The sequence below is a fragment of the Streptosporangium sp. 'caverna' genome (assembly GCF_003203775.1).
GTDB classification, from domain to species: Bacteria; Actinomycetota; Actinomycetes; order Streptosporangiales; family Streptosporangiaceae; genus Streptosporangium; species Streptosporangium subroseum.
In genome coordinates, this window is record NZ_CP029711.1 from 10267125 (window position 1) to 10284592 (window position 17468).

Sequence of the window (17468 nt, forward strand, 5' to 3'; positions counted from 1 at the left end):
CCGACCATCCTGCCATTGATTCTTCCTCGCGACACCATTAACGTCGGCGTGAATGATTTCTCTTACGAGAACATTTACGAGAGGATGAACGCGATGTCGTCCGCCGAAGGTATCGAGGCCGCCCCAGTAGCGGGTGAGCCTCCTCCCCCGCTACGGCGCAACCGGCGCTTCCAGTTGTTGTGGATCGGGTCGACGGTCGGTTTCCTGGGCAGCGAGGCTGCGGAGGTCACCTACCCGCTTGTGATCCTCGCGGTGACGGGATCACCCGCCCAAGCCGGTCTGTTCGCGTTCGTGCAACTGCTGGCGGGGGTGGTGCTGGCGCTGCCCGCAGGTGAGGTGGTCGATCGCTGGGACTGTCGGCGCGTCCTCCTCCTCGCCGACGGGGGTCGCGCGCTCACCGCCGGCAGTGTCGCGGTGGCCCTGATGGCCGGTCATCTGACGATGGTTCACCTCGTGGCGGCCGCCGCCGTACTGGGCGCCGGCTCGGCGTTCGGGGGGCCGGCCCGCATGCTCGTGGTGCGTGCCGTGGTGCCGAGCAGCCAGCTGACCGCGGCCCTGACCCAGGAGGAGGTCCGTAACAGCGCCGCGGGCCTCGCCGGCCCTCCCCTCGGCGGACTGCTGTACGGCTTGAAGCAGATACTGCCGTTCCTCTTCTGTTCCGTGAGCTTCGCGGTGTCCTGGTTCTGCATCCTCATCGTCCGCACCCCTGCGCGGATCACCTCGTCGACGGCCGATCCGGCACCGGAGAATGAGGCCGGCGGCTTGCTGATAGGGGTCAAGACGCTGTGGAACGACCCCGTGCTGCGCAGCGCCACCTTCGCCGTCACCGCGCTCAACGCCGCGGGCGCCCCGCTCGTCCTGATCGCCACGATCATCCTGCAACGGCAGCACACCCCCTCGTGGATCATCGGAACGGTGATGGCCGGCCTGGCGCTTGGCGGCTTGGCGGGCGCCGCTCTCGTCGGTCCGCTCCACCGCCGATTACGTCCTGGTGTACTGCTGGTCGGTGTCGTGGTCATGCAGGTACCGGTGTTCGCGGCACTCGTGCTGCCGTTCGGGCCATGGTGGGTGATGGCCGTGCTGGGCTTCGCGATGCTCGGCGTACCGGCCCTCGGCGTCCTCATCGACGTGCTGGTGTTTCGCGGAGTCCCGGCCGACAGGCTGGGCAGGGTCATCGCGTCCGCGAGCATGCTTTTCGGCCTGGGTGGACCGCTCGGAGCGGTCGGCGCCGGCCTCATGCTGCAATATCTGAGCGTCTCCACGACGATGCTGGTGTTCGCCGCGATGCTCGGCGTCACGGGTGCATACGCCGCGTCCCGCAAGCATCTCCGGGAAGCCCCATGGCCGATCGCCGCAGCTCAACCACCGCTCAGATGATGCAGCCGGGGACGGGGTCAAACCGCCGGTCCCCCGCTTTTCAGGTGCAGCAATTGGATCACTGGCCCTCGCGGTCGGTTTGGCAGGGGCGGCGGGTCGCCGGCGGAACGGTTCCGGCAAAAGCAGCAGGCCCCTCCCGGTGAACGGGAGGGGCCTGGCTGGTCATGCGGGTGGCGTGGGCCGGAAGGGATCAGCTCTTCTTGAGGCAGATCGCGTAGACGGTGCCCTTGGAGCTGCCGCCGCCGCTGTTGACGCTGTTGCGGTTGTTGTCGCCGCCCGAGGAGAGCTTGTTGATCTTCACGTTCCAGCCGTTGCCGCTGGGCATGGAGGCCGAGGCGACGTAGTCCTCGTCACCGATGGAGTAGCCGCCGCCGGTCACGACCTCGTCGGAGGTGCAGCTCGCCGTGCCGCCACTGCTGGTGAGCGTCCCGGTCGCGGTCCGCGTGCTCAGCGTTCCGCCCTTGCCGTCCTTGCCGTCGGCACCCTTCGGGCCGGCGGGGCCCTGGGGGCCGGTCTTGCCGTCGGTGCCGTCGGCGCCCTTGGTGCCCGGAGCGCCGTCCTTGCCGTCCTTGCCATCGGTGCCGTTGGCGCCCTTCGGACCGGCGGGACCCTCGGGGCCGACCTTGCCATCGGTGCCGTCCGCGCCCTTCGGGCCGACGGGGCCCTGGACGCCGTCCTTGCCGTCGGCACCCTTCGGGCCGATGGGACCCTGGATGCCGTCCTTGCCCCTGAAGCCCGTCCTGCCCTGCGGGCCGGTGGGACCGGTGGGCCCGGTGGCGCCGGTCCTGCCCGCGGGACCCTGGGGGCCCTGCGGGCCGGCGGTCGCGAAGCTCTGGGAACTACCGCCGGCGCTCTGGGCCCACTTCACCCGGATCTCGGTCGGCTTGCACACGGTCGTGACGTTGACGATCCGTGTGTAGCGCGTCTTCTTGTGCACACACGCGTGGATCTCGGCGCCTGCCGACGACGACGCGACGGCGCTGCCGCCCATCGTAAGCAGGGATCCGGCCAGCACGCCGACGGCCACGACGGCAAGCGGGCGTACGCCCGGCAACTTGAAAGCCACGAGGCTTCCTTTCTGGGACACCAGAGCCTGGTGTGATTGGGGAGCTACAGGTAGTACACGCTTCAATCGTTCCAATGGTTGTCGCATGGAATGTCACGCTTTGGATTCGAAGGGAAACTCAGAGTTTGACCGCCCGTCCGGACTGACGGCGCCTGGAACGATCAGACTCCCGAGGGAAACCTCGCCCACCAGGCGCGAAGCGGCGAATCATGAGTCAGCGAAGAGGTTCCGGTCGCCGCCCGATCCATCCGATGCACACGCTCCGAATCCCCGCTCGGATGATCACCGCAGGGCCGGGCTGAAGATGGGCACGAGCGATTCGTCGCTGTCCGGTTCCTTACTCACATCTCGCGGCCAGACCACCGACGCCGAGTGCCGCTTCCCGTCCAGCTCCAGGTCGATCCTGATCGTGTACGGGGCCTGCCCCACGGCACGCAGCACGCTCTCGTTGGGCACCTCGGCTCGGAACCGGACCTCTCCCCTCGGCCGGCACTCATTCACCTCGCGGGGAAGCTCGTAGGTCGATCGGCCGTCCCGACCAAGAATCGTGAGCCTCGCACCGGCCTCGCGCGGTGTCGTCCGCAAATGATCGATCCCGAGTTCGAAGGTGCCGTAGTTGTCCGGAGTGCCGTCATGGTTGTAAAAAGCGCTGAGATTCGCCCGGGGATCGGGCATCGGGCCAGGAACCGACGTGGTGAGCGCGAACGCGACGACGAGATCTCCCCCGCCCGAAGCCCTGCCGAACAGATCGATCCGATACTTTCCAGGAGGTCCGGCGGGTTCCAGCCGCCAGCGCCCCGCTCCGGTGGGGACGACCCGCGCGGGGAGCCGGACGTCGCAGGGCGTCGGCCAGGCAACGGCGGGCTGGAGCTGTGTCGCCCCGAACGTCCAGTCCCCCAAAGGAAAGGAGACGGTGACGTCGCCTGTCACCGTACCCAGATCCGGTAGGTCCATCGGCCTGCCGTCGACGCACCCGGTGCGATGGCAATACGTGAAAGCGCCCAGAGACAACTCCGTGCCCCCGCCGCGCACCACCACCGACGGTGGCGCGGTCGTTCTCTTCGGAGCCGCTGCCTCCGACGACCTGGTGACAGTTGCCGCCGGAGCGGCCTCCGGCGGCACAGTCCTGTCGCGCACGCTCTCGGACGGCGCGCAGGCCATCACCAGAACCGCCACGGAGACGGATCCGACCATCCGATACCACCGCACATTGACCTCCCGAGGCTCCTACCGAGACGACGGATCATCGGCCGGTTCGGTTCGGGCTCGGCGGTGCGGCGGGACGTACCGGCATGAGCCGTACCCCCGTCATCGACCAGGACGGGCCCATCGGGGGTCGGAAACCCGATGAGCCCGCCCGAACGCCCGGAGAAGCCACCGGGGTACGGAGAACGACCGGCCCGCGCCGTGCGGACGACGACCGGACCGAGTTCACATGTTGATCATGTGGCCCGCCAGTCCGTGGATCGCCTCCTTGACCGCTTCGCCGAGCGTGGGGTGAGCGTGCACGTTCCGCGCCACCTCGTGGACCGTCAGGTCCCACCGCTGGGCCAGCGTCAGTTCGGGCAGCAGCTCGGTGACCTCGGGCCCGATCAGGTGGGCGCCGATCAGCTCCCCGTGCTCGCCGTCGCTGAGGATCTTGACGAACCCGACCGCGTCCCCCAGGCCGTGAGCCTTGGCGTTGGCGCTGAACGGGAACTTGGCCACCTTCACGTCGAAGCCCAGCTCTCGGGCCTGTGCCTCGGTGAAGCCGAAGCTCGCGATCTGGGGCTGGCAGTACGTCGCCCGCGGGATCATCACATAGTCGAGCTCCATCGTCTCCGCACCCGCGATGGTCTCCGCCGCGACGATCCCCATGGCCTCGGCGGCGTGCGCGAGCATCAGCTTGGCCGTCACGTCGCCGACGGCGAAGATGTGCGGCACGTTCGTACGGCCCCGGCTGTCGATGTCGATGGCGCCGCGCTCGGTGAGGGCCACCCCGGTGCGGTCGAGCCCGTACCCCTCGACGCGCGGCTGGAAGCCGATCGCCTGCAGCACCTTGTCCGCCTCGAGGACCTGCTGCCGCCCGTCACGTGAGACCGTCACGCGCACCTTGTCGCCGGAGTCGTCGATGGACTCCACGCGCGTCGAGGTCAGCACCTCGACGCCGAGCCGCTTGTAGCGCCGGGCGAGCTCCGCCGAGACCTCCTCGTCCTCCAGGGGGACAAGGCGATCGAGGAACTCCACGATCGTCACCTTGACGCCGTAGTTGTGCAGCACGTAGGCGAACTCGACCCCGATCGCGCCCGCACCCGCGATCACGATGCTCTCGGGAAGCGTCTCGCTGAGGATCTGCTCCTCGTAGGTCACCACCCGCTCCGTCACCGACGTCCCCGGCAGCAGCCTCGTGGTCGCGCCCGTCGCGATGATGCAGTGGTCGAACGTGAGCGTCTCGGTGCCGCCGCCGGTACGGGCCACCTCCAGCGTGTTGGCGTCGGTGAACGTGCCGCTGCCGTCGTACTCGGTGATGCCGTTCTTCTTCATCAGGTAGTGCACGCCCTTGACGCGCCCGTCGGAGACCTTACGGCTGCGCCTGAAGGCCTCGCCGTAGTCGAAGGTGACCTTGCCCTCGACGTGGATGCCGAACGTCTGGGCCTCGCGCGTGAACAGATAGGCGAGCTCGGCGTTGCGCAGCAGCGCCTTGGAGGGAATGCATCCCACGTTGAGGCAGACGCCGCCCCAGTAGCGCTTCTCGACGACCGCGACACTGAGCCCCAGCTGGGCGGCTCGGATCGCGGCCACGTATCCTCCGGAGCCGGCGCCCAGGACCACGACGTCATAGTGAATGCTCATGGTTCGGAGACTATTAAACGCGAGGTCACCGAGCTTACAAAGGGGTGGCAATCGGATACGCCATCCGCACTGGCGGCATACGGGATAATTAGATCGTTCGGGGGGAACCGCGCCTGTTGGGCGTGGGCCGGCAAATCGGGGGTCTTCCAAGGGCTCCCCAAGACACGGAGGCCACCGTGCCGACCATTGAGCCGACGAGCACATCCATCGAGAACCGCACCAAACAGGAACCGTACCTGCCACCGGCGACGCAGCCGGTCCGCACGGTTGTCTGGGTGATGCATCTGGCGTTACCGATGGCCGGGCTCTGGCTGCTGCTGGCCAACCCCGAGAGACTCGACATCATGTGGCAGGACAATCCCAGCCACTTCTGGTTGATCATCGCCGTGGCGGGGATCAACGTGGTCCTGGGCGCCATGATCAGCCAGGCGTCGACCCGGCGATCCGATGCCCGCCTGTTCCTCGTCTCGCTGGTGTTCCTGGGCACCGCGGGATTCTTCCTGATGCACGGCCTGGCCACGCCGAAGGTGATCCTGGACGGACCGAACTACGGGTTCGACCTGGCCCATCCGGTCGGTCTGCTCGTCGCCTCGATATTCGCGTTCGTCTCGGCGCTGCCGCTGAACCAGCGGGCGGCCCAGGCCGTGCTGAGATGGCAGGTGTGGCTGAGCGTCGGGCTCGTCCTCCTGCTCGCCGTCTGGGGATTCGCCTCCCTCGTGTCGGGCCTGACCCCGCTGAGCAGCAAGTCTCCGCCCCAGGGCGCCGGCCTCGGCGGATTCGAGCTGATCGGGGTCGCCCTGTACGTGGCTTCGGCCATCATGATGTTCCAGCTCCACCGCAAGCGCCCGGCGGCCATGCTGATCAGTCTGGTCACCGCCTACGCGCTGCTCGCCGAGGCGATGATCGCCGGAATGTCCCACCACAACTGGCACCTGTCGTGGTGGCTGTGGCACATCCTGCTGACCCTGGCCTTCGGCTTCGTCGCCTACAGCGCCTACATGCAGTTCCGGCGAGAGGGCACGAGCGCGGGACTGTTCGACTCGGTGGCGCTGTCCGCGACGGTCAAAAAGATCAGAGCCGACTACGAGGCGGCCCTGGAGGAGCTCGTCGGCCACCTCAGGAACAGCGAGGAGAGCAAGGTCCCGATCGCGAACAGGCTGGCGGGCAAGTTCGGGCTCACCGAGGCGCAGGCCGCGGTGCTCGACCGGGCGGGCGAGGCGCTCGCCAACGAGCGGGAGCTGTCGGAACGGCTCGCCGCGCTGGTCGACACGGGCAACCAGGCCCGCGTCGGCCTGCCCGAGGGCGAGATGCTGGCCCAGGGCCTTGAGCGCGTACGGCAGGCGTACGGGGACGTGCGCATCGAACTGGTCGCGGACGGGCGGTTCACCGTCGGCGAGGAGGAATACTCCAAGCAGGACTTCCCGGATAACCAGCCGCTCCGGCGTGAGGGAAAGGTCATCCACCCGCTCACCGTCAAGGGCGTGCTCGCCGGTGCGCTGGAGGTACCGGTGGGCAGGACCCCGCAGGACGAGGCACTCGCCGCCACGCTGGCCAGCCAGATGTCCATCTCCCTGGAGAACGCCCGGCTCTATCAGGAGCTGTCGACCCTGTTCCGGCAGTACATGTCCCCGGACGTGGCGAACTCCCTGCTGGCCGATCCGCAGACCGCGGCGCTCGGCGGCAAGCTGGTCGAGCTGACCGCGCTCTTCGCCGACCTCAAGGGCTTCACCAGCTTCTCCGAGCAGGCGGCGCCCGGCGAGATCGTCGAGATGCTGAACCGCTACCACACGGCGGCCGTGCCCATCGTGCTCGGCAACGGCGGCACGATCGTGCAGTTCGTGGGTGACGCGATGCTGGCGCTGTTCAACGCGCCCGCCGAGCAGCCCGATCACGCCCTGGCCGCGGCGAGGGCCGCCCTGGCCATGCAGGAGGCGGCCGAGGCGATCGCCGAGGGGATGCCGGGCTATCCTCGGTTCCGGATCGGCGTCAACACCGGGCTCGCGCTGGTCGGCAACATCGGCAGCCCCGAGCTGCGCGGCTTCAACGCGATGGGCGACTGCGTGAACGTGGCGGCCCGGCTGGAGGGCGTCGCCGATCCCGGTACGGTCGTGATAGGCCAGAGCACCCTCGACCAGATCGGCCCCGGGGCCACGACCCAGGCACTGGGCTGGCTCAACCTCAAGGGCAAGGAACAATCTGTCAACGCCTATGTACTGTCTGCGTTGCCGTAGAAATGCCTTTTGGCGCGTGAGCCGTACGAAGATAATCGAGATCGCCAGGAGGTGCTCATGAGTTCCACCCCCGAACCGGGCGAATTTGTCACTCGCCTCACCGAAGACGAAGTCACCGCTCTGTACGCGGCCGGGCGACCCCGGAAGTGGGAGAGGGGGGCGACGATATGCACCGAGGGCGATGTGTCCGACTGGGTGCTCGTCCTCACCTCGGGCCGCGTCAAGGTCTCCTCGCACACCGAGGGCGGGAGCGAGGTCGTCCTCGCGGTGCGCGGGCCCGGCGCGCTGCTCGGCGAGTTCGCGGCCATCGACGGCCTGCCGAGATCGGCCACGGTCACCGCGCTGGAGCCGGTCGAGGGCGTCACCATCCGCGATTTCTCCGGCTACCTGCACGATCACGGCCGGGTCGCGGTGATGTTGATGCAGATGGTGACCGGCAAGTTGCGCGACGCCGACCGCAAGCGGATCGAGTACGGCGCGTTCGACACCACGGGCCGGGTGGCGACCCGGCTGCTCGAGCTCGCCGAGCGGTACGGAGAGATGTCCAACGGCGCGGTCCGGGTGGCGCTGCCGCTTTCTCAGGACGAGCTGGCCGGCTGGACCGGAGCCTCCCGCGAGGCGGTCAGCAAGGCCCTGCGCTCGCTGCGGGACCGCGGCCTGATCGAGACCGGCCGCCGTCGAGTGATCGTCCACGACATGGAGGGCCTGCGCAAACGAGCTCGCTGACACCGGTTGCCCGACCGTCACCGGGTGACGGAGGTGACCGGCTTGTACGACCGTGACCAGGTGACGAAGGTGACCGGCGAGAAGTGCGCGTCGCGGGCCGGAGGAAGCGTGCGCGATCTCCCTGAGGATTACCATGCGACTCCCCAAGGATTAACGTACGGCGTACATCAGACTGGGATCCATGGTCGTAATAGCCCAAGACCTACCTGGATCCCCCGAATACGTATCCAAACTTCGCTACGCGTGGCGGGTCTGCTCGGTCACCAGCCTTGGCCTGGTGATGATCGGCATATCCGGAAGCACGCTCAACGTGGCCCTTCCCACCGTGGTCAGGCACTTCCACGCGGACGCCTTCGCCGCCGGATGGGTTCTGCTGGCGTTCTTGCTCGTCAACACCGCCACACTGGTGTTCTTCGGCCGGGTGGCCGACCTGCTCGGACGCAGAGAGATCTACCTGGCCGGATTCGCCCTCTTCACGCTGGGTTCGCTGCTGGCCGGGCTGTCGCCCGGCATCTGGTTCCTGATCGGGATGCGGGCGGTTCAGGCCGTCGGTGCGGCGATGGTCCTGGCGAACGGGACCGTGATCATCACCGATGCCTTCCCGCCCGACCGGCTCAGCCAGGGCATGGGCGTCTACATCGGCACGCTCTCGGTCGCCCAGCTCGCCGGCCCCACCCTGGGCGGGCTCGTCGCCGAGACCGCGGGCTGGCAGTGGATCTTCTGGGTGAACGTGCCCGCCGGACTGATCGCCCTCGTCTGGGGCGCGTTCACCCTCCGCCGGGTTCCCAGGGGACCGCGCCGGCCGGTGGACGCGCTGGGCAACCTGATCGTGTTCGCCGCGCTCTCCTCCGCTCTCGTCGCGCTGTCCGAGGCGGGGTCGCGAGGTCTGTCCAGCCCGGTCGTGATCGTCGGCGCGTCCATCGCGGCGCTCCTCGTCCCGGTTCTGATCGTCGTGGAACGCCGGGCGTCCCACCCCGTGCTGGACGTGCGGTTGTTCGGCGAACGCATGCTGGCCTTCGCCAACCTCGCCTCCTTCTGCAACGCGCTGGCCCGCGCGGCGCTGATCCTGCTGGTCGCCCTCTACTTCCAGGCGGCCATGGGCGTCGACGCCGTCACCGCCGCCCTGGGCGTGCTGCCGGTCCCGATCGGCACGGCCCTCGCCTCCCCGATCACGGGCGCCCTCGGACGCAGGGTCCCTCCCTACGCCCTGTCCGTCGGGGGGGCGCTGCTGAGCGCGACCGGGCTCGGGGTGCTGCTGGTGAGCACCGATCCCGGCACGCCGTACTGGATCATCGGGGCGGGCCTGTTCCTCTGCGGTTGCGGCAGCGGCACCTTCCTCACCGGCAACACCACGCAGGTCATGGCCGCTCTGCCCGCCGGGAGCCTCGGCGTGGTGAACGGCTTCCGCATCATGATCATGAATGTCGGGGCCGTGCTCAGCGTCGCCCTCACCCTGAGCGTCCTCACCGGCTCGGTCAGCGCCGAACTGCGCGGGCAGGTCTACGCGGGCACGCTGTCCCGCGTGTCGCCCGTCGCCGTGGATCAGCTCATGACGGGCTTCCAGAAAACCTACTCCGTCCTGTTCGCCGTCGCTCTCTGCGGAGCCCTCTTCGCGAGCCTGGCCCGCCCACGGACTGCTGTCCGAAAGGTGGGTAATGGTGAGTAATAAATTGGAATCAACGAGATAGCGACCATGAAGCGGGTATGACTGGCCGCGCGGCGGAAAATCACTAATTGGCACTCGACAAAAAGCGGGCGCCCTTTTTCGGGGGAATTGGAATGCGTAGTCGAGTGCTGGTCATTCTTGCCTTCTGTACGGCCGTGCCCGCGCTGAGCGTTTCCGGTGCCCTGGCACACACGGACGGCGTTTTCGCGGCCGTCTCGTCCGGGCCCGACGACAAGGACGCCCGGCAGCCGGGCAGGCCCGGTTCGTCGTCCACCGGCGTTTCGGTACGCGTGCTCGCTCCGACGCCCACGCCCACTCCGACCCAGTCCGGCTATTCCGGGTCCGGCAACTCGAACTCCGTGAACGTCCAGTCCGGTGGATCGGACTCGACGGGCTCCGGATCCGACGGTTCGTGCTCGGCCGGCTCCGGACGCGGCGGGCCCTGTTCCGTGAACTCCGGGACCGGCGGGGGTCCCGCCCTGCCGTTCACCGGTGTCGACGGCCGGCAGCTGATGATCCGGGTCCTGACGGGGGTGGGAGCCGTCCTGTTCGGTACCGCTCTGGTCTGGCTGTCCATCCGGCGCCGCCGCTTCCACGGCAGAGCCTGACCTCTCCGCCGCATCGCCCGCCCACACGGCGTCACGGCTCAACCCTCGCCATGGACGCCACCCGTCCACACGGCGTCACCGCGTCACGGCTCAACCCTCGCCGTGAAGGCCACCGTCTCCACCCGTCCACACCGCGTCACCGCTCAACCGTTACCACGGCGGACGGACAGGCTCTCGATGCCCGCCACGAGGAGGTCGACGCCGAAGGTGTCGTACAGGTCGGCGCTGCCACCCTCGACGAGGGGGACGGCCATCTCCACGATGTGCGGGTAGACGTCCGGGGGCAGTGACTGGAAGTTGACGCGCTTGAGACGCAGCTGCTCGGCTCTCTCCTGGTCCGACATGCCGGGACTGCGATGGCTCATCGGACCGGCGGCCAGGGCGATCGCTCCCTGGAGCAGGTATTTGGAGATCAGGCAGCTCTCCTCGTAGGAGAACCGGGCCTGTATGGCCAGGCCGAGGCTGGTGTCCCACACCCGGAGGAAATTGGGCACCGCCATGTGGTCCACCTCGCTCAGCACCTCCGCCGCGCAGGGGTGACGCCGGAGCACCCTGACGAGACCGCCGACGAGCTCGCGAAGCTGATCCTGCCAGGGACTGGCGTAGTCCTCCTTGATCACGAAGCCTTCGACCAGGTGGTCGGCCATGCCGATGGCCAGCAGTTCCTTGTTCTTGAAGTGCCAGTACAGCGCCATCGGGGTGACCCCCAGCTCCTGGGCGAGCCGCCGGATGGTCACCGCCTGCAGCCCCTCGGCGTCGCCGATCTCCAGCGCCTGCTCGACGACCACCTCGCGCGTCAGTTTTCCCATCACATTTGACAACTATACGTCGTACGGGTTCCACTATGCGGTGTACATGTACGTCGTACAAGTACACCGTAGAGGAGTGGGAGTGACGGACAACCGCAGATGGTGGGCGCTGGGCGCGGTAGCGCTGGCCACCTTCATGACGTATCTCGACAACAACGTGGTCAATGTGGCCCTGCCGACCATCCAGCGGGACCTCGGGCTGAGCATCTCGGGGCTCGAATGGATCGTGAGCGGCTACATCCTGGTCTTCGCCGGGCTGATGCTGGCCGGCGGGCGCCTGGCCGACGTCTTCGGGCGGCGGCGGGTCTTCATGATCGGTCTCGCCGTGTTCACCCTGTCGTCGTTCGCCGCCGGGATGGCCACGGACGGCACCATGCTGATCGCCGCCCGGGCGGTGCAGGGCGTGGGGGCCGCGTTCCTCACACCCACCGCGCTCGCGTTGCTCACCTCGATCTTCCCCGACGCGAGGGAGCGTGCGACGGCGGTCGGCCTGTGGAGCGCGGTGGGCGCGCTGGCCCTCGCCCTCGGGCCGCTGACCGGCGGGTTGATCAGCGAGCGCTGGCACTGGGGCTGGATCTACCTGCTCAACGTGCCGATCGGGATCGTGACCTTCGGGCTCGGGCTGTGGGCGATCAGGGTGCCCCCGCAGGATCGGGTACGGCGCAGCCTGGACGTTCCCGGCCTGGTGACATCGAGCCTGACGCTGTTCGCGCTGACCTACGGGCTGATCGAGGGCTCGGGGGCGGGATGGACCTCGCCGGAGATTCTGGGCGCGTTCGGAATCTCGGCGGCCTCGGCGCTGGCGTTCGTGGTGACCGAGATCAGGAGCCGGGAGCCGATGATCGACCTGTCGCTGTTCAGGTCCCGGGTGTTCAGCGGGGGCATCCTGTCGATGGGGCTGTGGTCCTTCGGGGTGTTCGGAATCTACTTCTTCACCGCGCTGTACCTGCAGAACGCGCTGGGCTTCTCACCCCTGGAGGCCGGGGTCGCCTTCGTGCCGATGGCGCTGGTGATGGCCGTGACCGCCGTCTTCGCTCCCAGGATCAGCCGGATCGCCGGAACCGCGCGGACCGTGGCGGCCGGGCTGCTGCTGATGGCCGTGGCGGTGTTCGGGATCTCGTTCATCGGGGAGGGCGGGTCGCTCGGTGACCTTCTGCCGTGGTTCCTGGTCTACGGACTGGGCGGCGGGCTGCTGGTGCCGCTCACCACCGCCATCCTGGGCACGCTTCCCGCGGGCCGGGCCGGGGTCGCCTCGGGTGTGCTGAACGTCTCGCGGGAGATCTTCGGCCTGCTCGGGATCACGATCCTCGGGGCGATTCTCAGCGCCCGGCAGACCTCGCTCGTGGCGGACGGCGCCAAGCCGCTGACTGCCTTCCTGGAGGCCTACCAGTCCACACTGGTCATCGCGGCGGCCATCGTGCTGGTGGGTGTGCCGCTCAGCCTGTTCGCCCTGCGGATCCCGCAGCCGGCGGACCCGGAGACGACCCCCGCCGAGCGTCCCGCCGTACCCGTGGCGTAGGAGGCGCGGAGCAAACCGAGCACTCCGCCGTACTCGTGGCGTAGGAGGCGCGGCGCGGAGAAAGCCGGGCGCCCCGCCGTACCGACGGCGTAGGAGGCGCGGAGAAGGCGGACGGCACCGTCCGCGCCCATCCCCCGCGTCCGCCCGCAGAACGGCTCGCGCCCTCTTTCTCGCAGGAGGGCGCGAGCCGAGGGCGTGATGCGGAACGGCTCGCGTCCTCCGTTTCTCACCGGAGGACGCGAGCCGTTCCCGAGGATCAGGAGCCGATCTTCTTGCCCTGCTTGTGCCAGACGACCGCGACGGACGGGCGGGGCTGGCTGGTTCCACCGTCGGGCCAGTGGCTGGTGGGGGCCTCGGGGGTGGCACCGGTGGACTCGCCCGGGTGCTGAACCGCCACGAAGACGCTGCGCTGGTCGCCGCTGATCAGCGGGCCGCAGGTCTCCGCATAGGCCGGCACGCTCAGGAACTGACGCAGGTAACCGCGCTCGGAGCCACGGACCGGCATGACGAACAGGCCGTCGTGGGCGCCCAGCTGGTTGCCGTCGGTGGAGATCCAGAGGTTGCCGTCGGCGTCGAAGGCGACGTTGTCCGGACAGGAGATCGGCGAGACCTTGGCCTTGTCGAACCCGCCGAAGTAGGTCGAGGGATCGGCGGGGTCGCCGCACACCAGCGGCAGGGACCAGGCGAAGGTCGTGGCACCGGCGTCGTTGCGCCGCTCGGTGATCTCCAGGATGTGGCCGTGCTTGTTGGCCGGACGCGGGTTGGCCTCGTCCACCTGGGCCGGGGTCCGGTTGGTGTTGTTGGTCAGGGCCACGTAGATGCCGCCGGTGACGGGGTTGCGCTCCACGTCCTCGGGGCGGTCCATCTTGGTCGCGCCGACCTTGTCGGCCGCCGTACGGGTGTAGACGAGGACTTCCTGGGCGGTCATCCCCGGCACGTGCGAGACGTTGCCGCTGACCAGGGGGATCCACTTGCCCGAACCGTCGAACAGCTTGTCCGAGGGAAGCTTCCCGGTGCCGTCGATCTCCGCGGCCGGGCTGTCGCCGGTGAACTGGGCCACATACAGGGTGCCCTCGTCCAGCAGCGACCGGTTGTGCCGGTCGAAGCCGCGGATGTAGCGGTTCTTCGAGACGAACTTGTAGACGTACTCGAAGCGGGAGTCGTCGCCCATGTAGGCCACGACCCGGCCGTCCTCGGCCAGGGAGGTGGTGGCGCCCTCGTGGGCCAGCCGGCCGAGCGCGGTGCGCTTGATCGGGACGGAGTCGGGATCGAACGGGTCGATCTCCACGATCCAGCCGGTCCGGTTGATCTCGTTCGGGTGCTTGGCCAGGTCGAAACGCTCCTCGACCCGGTCGAACCGGCGGTTGCCGCTCGGAATCCCGGTCGTGGCGCTCACGCCGTACCTGGTCAGATAGGGCTTCTGCGCCTCGGGCACGCCGTTGCCGTTGACGAAGTACTGGTTGAAGTTCTCCTCACCGCTCAGCACCGTGCCCCACGGGGTGGTGCCGCCGGCGCAGTTGTTCAGCATGCCGATCGGCTTGACGCCCGCCGGATCCGCGGCGGTCCTCAGCAGGGCGCTGCCCGCCGCCGGACCGGTGAACTTCATCGGGGTGTGCACGGTGATGCGCCGGTTGTAGCGACGCCGGCCCCGCGTGACCAGCTTCCACTGGCCGGACTGGCCGACCCGCTCGATCTCGACCACCGAGCCGCCGTGCGCGGCCATCGCGATCTTGATCTGCTCCGGTGTCGCCGCGTCGCCGTTGGTGTAGCCGCGGAACATCAGATTCTCGTCGGTGTACTCGTGGTTCACCCAGAGCAGGCCGCGCTGCTCGCCCATCGGGAAGAGCGTCACGTAGTCGCAGTTGTAGCCGAACTGCGCGGCCTGGGCCGCGGCGGTCTGGTGCTCGAAGTCGAACGCCGGGGCCCCGGGCAGGACCGGGTCGCCCCAGCGCACCACTGCCGCCGACGCGTAGCCCACGGGAACGGTCAGTTTGTCGTCGGTGTTCGGGGGGACCGCGGCGAACCGGATCTTGCCCTCGTCGCCGTGGCCGTGGCCACCGCCGAAGCCGGAGGTCCTCGCCTCGGCATCGGGGTCGGCCGCGGCCGGGAGCGCCGTGGTGGCCCCCACGCCGACCACGAGCGCGCCCAGGGCGCCGGCGCGCAACACTCCGCGGCGGGACATGGCATCGGCGACCACGTCGCCGAAGTAGGTGTTGTCGCTGGTGTTCAGCACGTCGTGGGCGCACTGGTTACCGCAGCGGAACTGGCAGGTGAGCGCGGTACGTCCGCCCTTGTGCGGGCTTCCGAGCAGCGGGAGCAGTCGGCGCGGCGATGGGTTGGCCACAGGTTCCTCCGGGGGGTGGTGTGTGGTCGTTCCGGCCCGGACCCTATGAGTACCCGCCTAATCCCGGATGAACGATGCCTGTCCGGACAATGAACCATTCCCCCGAATCGGCCGATCCGGCGGACGGGCATGATGGAGACGTGCCGCCTTACAAGCCTGACACCGCCAAGGTCCGCGCCGCTCTGGACGCTCAGCTGACCGCTCTCGACGAGCCCTCCTACGACGGGCCCGGGGGGCTCGCGGCCCTGCTGGACGCCTGCGTGAGCGTGGTACTGCGGGCATACGAGCGGCAGGTGCGCCCGGAGCGGGAGATCGCACGCTTCGCCGTACGGCATCTGCTGGACCGGCTGGCGACGGCGGCTCCCGGGCGGACCGTCGAAGTACGGGTTCCGCCCTACGCGGCGGTGCAGTGCGTGGAGGGTCCCCGGCACACCCGGGGCACCCCGCCGAACGTGGTGGAGACCGACGCCCGCACCTGGCTGGAGTTGGCCACCGGACGGCTGACCTGGGCCGAGGCGATGTCAGCCGGGAAGGTCGCGGCGAGCGGGGCCCGGGCCGACCTGTCGGAGCACCTTCCGGTGCGGTAGGCGCCGGCCGATGTGGTGACCGCCTTGCCCGCGTGGCGACCGTCTGTCCAAACGGAGGCGCCGCCAACACGATGAGCGCCTGTCCGAACGGACGTCCGCCAACACGATGAGCGCCTGTCCGAACGGACATCCGCCAACACGATGAGCGCCCGTGGAGGCGGTAACCGCCTCTCGGGCAGAGGCGCCCGGGACCCGACGGTCCCGGGCGCCCACTCGGCCGGTCAGGGCGTGGTATTGATCTGGACGCCGAACTTGTCCTCGATACAGCGCTGCTGAAGCTCTTGGGGCAGGCCGACGCAGTCGCCCACCTTGTTGTAGATCCAACTCACCAGCACCGCGGCGATGATCATCGTGAGGACGCTCAGGGCGATGCCCACCCAGGCACGGCCGCGGTGGGAGTTCTTGACGACCGCCACGATGCCGATGATCAGTCCGACGATCGCCGTCACCAGGCCGAGACCGCAGACGACGAGCAACAGGATGCTGACGATTCCGAGCACGAGCGCGGCGGTGCCGAGGCCTCCGCCCTGCCCTCGTCCGGGCTTGTAACCCGGTCCCGCCGGGTATGGCGTGCTGCCCGGATACATGGGACCCCCGGGCGAGGACGGCACCTGATACGGCGGCGGAGCCCCCTGGGGCGGGTAGGAGGGATAGGCCGGATCACCCCCGCCCATGGGCGACGGCTGCTGGGAGGGGCCTCCGTAGGGCTCTCCGGGCCGGGCGCCCTGGCCCGGGCCCTGGGAGCCTTCGCTGTGGCCCTGGGAGCCCTGGCCACCTTGGGAGCCCTCTTGAGAGCCCTGGGCTTGGAAGCCCTGGCCACCTTGGAAACCCTGGCCCTGGGAGCCCTGGCCATGAACGCCGCCGTAGGGCTCGCTCCCCTGGGCGCCCTCGTGAGCGTCCCTGGCGTGGGCGCCTCCCCCGAAGGACTCGCTGCTCTGGAAGCCCTCGCGGACCTCCCCGGTGTGAGCGCCTCCCACCGGGGACTCGCCTCCCCGCGAGCCACCCTGGGCATCTCCGGCGTGAGCTCCGCCTTGGTGAGGCTCGCTCCCCTGAGATCCCTCGTCATGGCCCTGCCCGGCGTGAGCGCCTACCGGGAACGCGCCTCCCTGCGAGCCGCCGTAGACGTCCCCGGCGTGAGCACCTCCCGAGCCTCCGTAGGCGTCTCCCGCGTGAAGATCCCCGCCAGGGGAAACGGCGCCGGAAGGCGCCCCCGGCGTACCCGTCGCGGGCGTGTCGTACGGGCTGCCCTGCGTCGGCGGCGACTCCGCGTGGAAGCCGCCGGCGGGCTCGTCGAACCGTGGCGGAACCTCCTCCGACCGCGGCGGAACCGAGGAGAAGCTCTCGGAGGCCGTGGGCGGGTCGTAACGCGAAGGCCGGGAACCGGCCAGTGGTGCCTCCGGCCCGTTCGAGCTCTCCGAGATGGAAGGCTCCGAGTCGCTCTCCCAGCCGGGATACGCCGGCGGTGTGGCGCCCGGCATGGAATAGGAGGTCCGCTGCTCAGCGGGCGGGGGACTCTGCAACCCGTACTGTCGCGTGGCGTCCGGGTCGGCCTGGTCCGGCAGGGGGATCTCGGGCGCGGCCGGAACGTCCGGATGCCGCGGCAGCGAGGGATCCTCGGGCACGGGAGACCGTGTCCACCTCGGGGCCCCGCTGGGATCGAGCGGCTCAAGTGGCTCAAGTGGCTCGATGGGCTCCCATTCCGG

General features: G+C 69.1%; 13 protein-coding genes. 7 read left to right on the forward strand and 6 right to left on the reverse strand.

Going from position 1 to position 17468, the window contains the following annotated elements:
• Nucleotides 1–93 precede the first annotated feature (93 nt).
• The gene (locus tag DKM19_RS44325) at nucleotides 94–1377 is read left to right on the forward strand and encodes an MFS transporter (RefSeq protein ID WP_162642229.1); all 1284 of its coding nucleotides are present in this window, start codon (nucleotides 94–96) and stop codon (nucleotides 1375–1377) included.
• A 190-nt stretch (nucleotides 1378–1567) separates the two neighbouring features.
• Here DKM19_RS44325 and DKM19_RS44330 read toward each other — a convergent pair whose 3' ends face one another.
• The 3 genes from DKM19_RS44330 to lpdA form a co-directional block, all read right to left on the reverse strand.
• The gene (locus tag DKM19_RS44330) at nucleotides 1568–2443 is read right to left on the reverse strand and encodes a collagen-like protein (RefSeq protein ID WP_110704641.1); all 876 of its coding nucleotides are present in this window, start codon (nucleotides 2441–2443) and stop codon (nucleotides 1568–1570) included.
• A gap of 282 nt (nucleotides 2444–2725) precedes the next feature.
• On the reverse strand, nucleotides 2726–3397 hold the full coding sequence (locus tag DKM19_RS44335) for a hypothetical protein (RefSeq protein ID WP_162642231.1): 672 nt from the start codon (nucleotides 3395–3397) through the stop codon (nucleotides 2726–2728).
• Between the two features lie 477 nt (nucleotides 3398–3874).
• Nucleotides 3875–5275 (reverse strand): dihydrolipoyl dehydrogenase, encoded by a 1401-nt coding sequence (gene lpdA, locus DKM19_RS44340; protein WP_110704645.1) that lies wholly within the window; start codon nucleotides 5273–5275, stop codon nucleotides 3875–3877.
• Between the two features lie 176 nt (nucleotides 5276–5451).
• On the opposite strand from lpdA, the gene DKM19_RS44345 reads away from it, so the two are divergent.
• The 4 genes from DKM19_RS44345 (at nucleotide 5452) to DKM19_RS44360 (ending at nucleotide 10506) form a co-directional block, all read left to right on the forward strand.
• Nucleotides 5452–7506, forward strand: coding sequence for an adenylate/guanylate cyclase domain-containing protein (locus DKM19_RS44345; RefSeq protein WP_204358501.1), 2055 nt, complete (start codon nucleotides 5452–5454; stop codon nucleotides 7504–7506).
• A 57-nt stretch (nucleotides 7507–7563) separates the two neighbouring features.
• A complete protein-coding gene (locus DKM19_RS44350; RefSeq protein WP_110704647.1) occupies nucleotides 7564–8232 on the forward strand; it encodes a Crp/Fnr family transcriptional regulator in 669 nt (222 codons plus the stop codon).
• Nucleotides 8233–8413: 181 nt separating this feature from the next.
• Nucleotides 8414–9898 carry an MFS transporter gene (locus DKM19_RS44355; RefSeq protein ID WP_110704649.1) on the forward strand — a complete coding sequence of 495 codons (1485 nt, stop codon included), beginning with the start codon at nucleotides 8414–8416 and terminating at the stop codon, nucleotides 9896–9898.
• A gap of 113 nt (nucleotides 9899–10011) precedes the next feature.
• The gene (locus tag DKM19_RS44360) at nucleotides 10012–10506 is read left to right on the forward strand and encodes a hypothetical protein (protein ID WP_162642233.1); all 495 of its coding nucleotides are present in this window, start codon (nucleotides 10012–10014) and stop codon (nucleotides 10504–10506) included.
• A gap of 143 nt (nucleotides 10507–10649) precedes the next feature.
• On the opposite strand, the gene DKM19_RS44365 is transcribed toward DKM19_RS44360, so the two are convergent.
• Nucleotides 10650–11315, reverse strand: a complete 666-nt coding sequence (locus tag DKM19_RS44365) for a TetR family transcriptional regulator (RefSeq protein ID WP_110704653.1) — start codon at nucleotides 11313–11315, stop codon at nucleotides 10650–10652.
• An 82-nt stretch (nucleotides 11316–11397) separates the two neighbouring features.
• Between DKM19_RS44365 and DKM19_RS44370 the strand changes: the two genes are divergently transcribed.
• Nucleotides 11398–12834: a DHA2 family efflux MFS transporter permease subunit gene (locus DKM19_RS44370; RefSeq protein ID WP_110704655.1), complete on the forward strand. Its 1437-nt coding sequence runs from the start codon at nucleotides 11398–11400 to the stop codon at nucleotides 12832–12834.
• A gap of 256 nt (nucleotides 12835–13090) precedes the next feature.
• Here DKM19_RS44370 and DKM19_RS44375 read toward each other — a convergent pair whose 3' ends face one another.
• Entirely contained in the window at nucleotides 13091–15178 is a 2088-nt protein-coding gene (locus DKM19_RS44375) for a PhoX family phosphatase (RefSeq protein WP_110704657.1), read from the reverse strand.
• Nucleotides 15179–15318: 140 nt separating this feature from the next.
• Between DKM19_RS44375 and DKM19_RS44380 the strand changes: the two genes are divergently transcribed.
• On the forward strand, nucleotides 15319–15765 hold the full coding sequence (locus DKM19_RS44380) for a sterol carrier family protein (protein WP_110706421.1): 447 nt from the start codon (nucleotides 15319–15321) through the stop codon (nucleotides 15763–15765).
• Between the two features lie 221 nt (nucleotides 15766–15986).
• Here DKM19_RS44380 and DKM19_RS50305 read toward each other — a convergent pair whose 3' ends face one another.
• Nucleotides 15987–17387: a DUF4190 domain-containing protein gene (locus tag DKM19_RS50305; protein ID WP_162642234.1), complete on the reverse strand. Its 1401-nt coding sequence runs from the start codon at nucleotides 17385–17387 to the stop codon at nucleotides 15987–15989.
• Nucleotides 17388–17468: the final 81 nt, after the last annotated feature.

What these genes read in the sequence shown, in the direction of transcription:
- DKM19_RS44325 (WP_162642229.1), top strand. Translation starts at nt 94, where the DNA reads ATGTCGTCCGCCGAAGGTATCGAGGCCGCCCCAGTAGCGGGTGAGCCT.
- DKM19_RS44335 (WP_162642231.1), bottom strand. Translation starts at nt 3,397, where the DNA reads ATGGACCTACCGGATCTGGGTACGGTGACAGGCGACGTCACCGTCTCC.
- lpdA (WP_110704645.1), bottom strand. Translation starts at nt 5,275, where the DNA reads ATGAGCATTCACTATGACGTCGTGGTCCTGGGCGCCGGCTCCGGAGGA.
- DKM19_RS44350 (WP_110704647.1), top strand. Translation starts at nt 7,564, where the DNA reads ATGAGTTCCACCCCCGAACCGGGCGAATTTGTCACTCGCCTCACCGAA.
- DKM19_RS44355 (WP_110704649.1), top strand. Translation starts at nt 8,414, where the DNA reads ATGGTCGTAATAGCCCAAGACCTACCTGGATCCCCCGAATACGTATCC.
- DKM19_RS44360 (WP_162642233.1), top strand. Translation starts at nt 10,012, where the DNA reads ATGCGTAGTCGAGTGCTGGTCATTCTTGCCTTCTGTACGGCCGTGCCC.
- DKM19_RS44365 (WP_110704653.1), bottom strand. Translation starts at nt 11,315, where the DNA reads ATGGGAAAACTGACGCGCGAGGTGGTCGTCGAGCAGGCGCTGGAGATC.